General features: G+C 69.9%; 3 protein-coding genes. All 3 read left to right on the forward strand.

Going from position 1 to position 2,952, the window contains the following annotated elements; translation table 11 throughout:
* Positions 1 to 757: MFS transporter (locus tag VTU_RS27925; protein ID WP_010106551.1), on the forward strand; the 757-nt coding region annotated here is incomplete at its 5' end.
* A complete protein-coding gene (locus tag VTU_RS0117495) occupies positions 754 to 2,280 on the forward strand; it encodes an FGGY family carbohydrate kinase (RefSeq protein ID WP_010106552.1) in 1,527 nt (508 codons plus the stop codon). The genes VTU_RS27925 and VTU_RS0117495, both read left to right, overlap by 4 nt.
* 18 nt (positions 2,281 to 2,298) lie before the next feature.
* The coding region (locus VTU_RS0117500; protein ID WP_010106553.1) for an FAD-dependent oxidoreductase at positions 2,299 to 2,952 on the forward strand (654 nt) is incomplete at its 3' end.

A 2,952-nucleotide genomic window follows, 5' to 3' on the forward strand; every position in this document is an offset into this window, starting at 1 on the left:
CGCCGCGCCGCCCGCCGAGCGGGTGCCGGTGACGAACCAGGCGCGCCGGGGCCTGGCGAACGTGCTGCTGATTTTCCGCGGCGTCTACCTGCCCCGCACCCTCCTCGCGGCCACCGTGCAGATTGCGCAGTCGATCCAGTATTTCGCGGTCGGCTGGTACCTTCCCCTGATCAGCGCGGCCCTGTTCGGCAAGGGCTTCGTCTACGCCACCACCGGGGCGCTGGTATTCAACCTGTGCGGCATCTTCGGTGGCTTTCTGTCGCCGCTCATCGGCCGCAGGCTGGGTCTGCGCCGCGCCTCGGCATTCGGCTTCGCGGCGGTATTCGCGATGCTGCTGATCCTGGGTCTGCTGCATGGAAAAATGCCCATGTGGGCGGCCGTCGTCGTCCCCTCGCTGTTCATCCTCTTTCACTCCGGCGGCCCGGGCGCGAATGGCAAGAGCCTGTCCTCGTTGTCGTTCCGCAGCGAACTGCGGGCGGGCGCGAATGGCATCATCGGCGCGCTCGGATCCACCGGCGCCGCGCTGGGCCTGCTGATCTTTCCGCTGTTTCGCGCGAAGTATGGGCTCGAGACCACCTTTCTGATCCTCTCCGTCGTTCCGCTGCTCGCCAGCATCGTCTGCTTCTCGATCGACTGGGATCCCACGCGCACGACGGTCCATCCCGACAACGAGCCCGGCGCCCCGCAGTTCGAGGACGATCCCTGCGCGCAGCGCTCCGGCCTCGTGCACCCCGCCGTCGGGAAGTCTGCGCCATGACGCAGGGCCGGCACGTCATTCTCGCGATCGACGAGGGAACCTCCGGAACACGCGCCGCGGTCGTGGGCGCCGACGGCCGGGTCGCGTGCCTCGAATACACGGCGCTGCGCGTCGATTCGCCCCGCCCCGGCGTGGTCGAGCAGGATGCGAATACCCTGCTCGACAGGACGCTCGACGTCGCGCGCGCGACCCTCGCGCAGGCGGCGCGCGAGAGGCTGAACGTGGTCGCAGCGGCCATCACCACCCAGAGGGCGACCGCCGTCCTGTGGGATACGCAGACCGGCCGCGCGCTGGTGCCCGCCATGGTTTGGCAAGACACGCGCCATGCCGCCGATCTCGAGCGCCTGGCGCGGGCATGGGATCCGCGGCTGCGCCCCGCCGTCGGCCGTCCGAGCGGCGTGCGCTCGCCGTACCTGTGGGCCGCCCGGCATCTGCTGGAGACCCCGGCTGTCGCCGAGGCCTGGCGCAGGCGGCGCCTGGCCTTCGGCACGGTGGACGGCTGGCTGCTCTGGCATCTGTCGACGCAGCGCGCCAGCGTGAGCACGCCGACCAACGCCACGTCGTGCAACGCCTACATGCTGTCCGAGCACCGCTACTGCCTGGACTGGATCGACGCATTGGGCTTTCCGCAGGAGCTCTTGCCGGCGCTGCGTGAGGACGTCGATGACTTTGGCCGCACGCGCAGGGAGTTGCTCGGAATCGACGTGCCGATCCTGGCCTGCGCGGGCGACCAGCTCGCCGGTGCGGTCGGGCTCGGCTGCCTGGACGCCGGCCAGTCCATGTGCCTGCACGGCACCGGCAGTTTCGTCGATCTGCTCATCGGCAACGCGCTGCCGGCGCGCAGCGGCGCGTGCGACGGCACGCTGACGATGACGGCGCGCCGGCACCACGGCGTATCGCATTTCTCGGTGGAGACCTTTGTGGCGACCACCGGGTCGGCGCTTGACCGGATCTGCGAAAAATTGCGCTGGTTCGAGAACGCCAGGCAAATCAGCGCGCTCGCCGCGACCGTCTCCTGCGCGCGCGGCGTGACCTTCATCCCCGCGCTCACGGGCCTGCGCGTACCGCAAATGCAGCCTGCCGCGCGCGCCGCGCTGACCGGCGTGTCGCTGGCGACCACGCAGGCCGAACTCGCCTACGCCATTCTCGAGGGCATTGCGCACTCCGTCGCGTCCTGCGTGCAGGCCAATGGCGACACCGCCGGTGTCCTGGCCACCGACCTCGTGGTCGGTGGCGGCCTGTCCGGCAGCGACGCGCTGCTGCAGATGCAGGCCGACCTGACCGGCCTGCCCATCCGGCGGACGCAGGAGACCGCCCGCGCGAGCCTGCGCGGCGTCGCCTACCTCGCGGGGTCCACGGGTCTGCTGTGGGATTCGCTGCAACAGGCGCGCAGCACGATCGCCGCCGACGCCGTGTTCGAGCCGGCCATCGGCGCCGACGAACGGGCCCGGCGCCGCGCGCTCTGGCATGCGCGCGTGGCCTGCGAACTCGGGCACGCCGCCGCTTTTGCCGCCACGCATTGAACCGGAGAAACGAGACCCATGATGCCTCTGCCATCGCGCAGCACGATCCGCGAACGCGCGGCCATGACCGGCACCGAGCCCTTGCGCTGGGTGCGTGCGCAACAACTCGACCGGCTGGCGAGCGAAACGTTCGACGTGCTGATCATCGGCGGCGGCGTCACCGGCGCTTACGCCGCGCTGGACGCGAGCCTGCGCGGCTACCGCGTGGCGCTGGTGGAGAAAAGCGATTTCGCGTCCGGCACCTCGTCCAAGTCGTCGAAGATGGTGCACGGCGGCCTGCGCTACATCGAACAGGGCAACCTCGGTCTGGTGCACCGTTCCCTGCTTGAGCGCCAGCGCCTGCGCCGCAACGCGCGCCATCTGGTGCAGCGCTTGCCGTTCCTGTTCCCGGTCATGGAGCGCGGCGGTGTGTTCGACAAGCGGCTCGCCAAGGCCTTTGAAAGCCTGTTGTGGACTTACGACCTCGCCGGTGGCTGGCGCGAAGGCATCCTGCACCAAAAGCTGACGAAGGCCGAAGTGCTGTCGCACTGCCCCACCTTGAATGAGGAGCAGCTCCTCGGCGGATTCCTGTACTTCGACGCCCGCGTCGACGATGCCCGCCTCACGCTCAGCATCGCGCGCACCGCGGCGTTCCATGGCGCCACCCTCGTGAACCATGCGCAGGCCACGGAA

This window comes from Verminephrobacter aporrectodeae subsp. tuberculatae At4 (assembly GCF_000193225.1).
In the GTDB taxonomy this organism is placed as follows: Bacteria; Pseudomonadota; Gammaproteobacteria; order Burkholderiales; family Burkholderiaceae_C; genus Acidovorax; species Acidovorax aporrectodeae.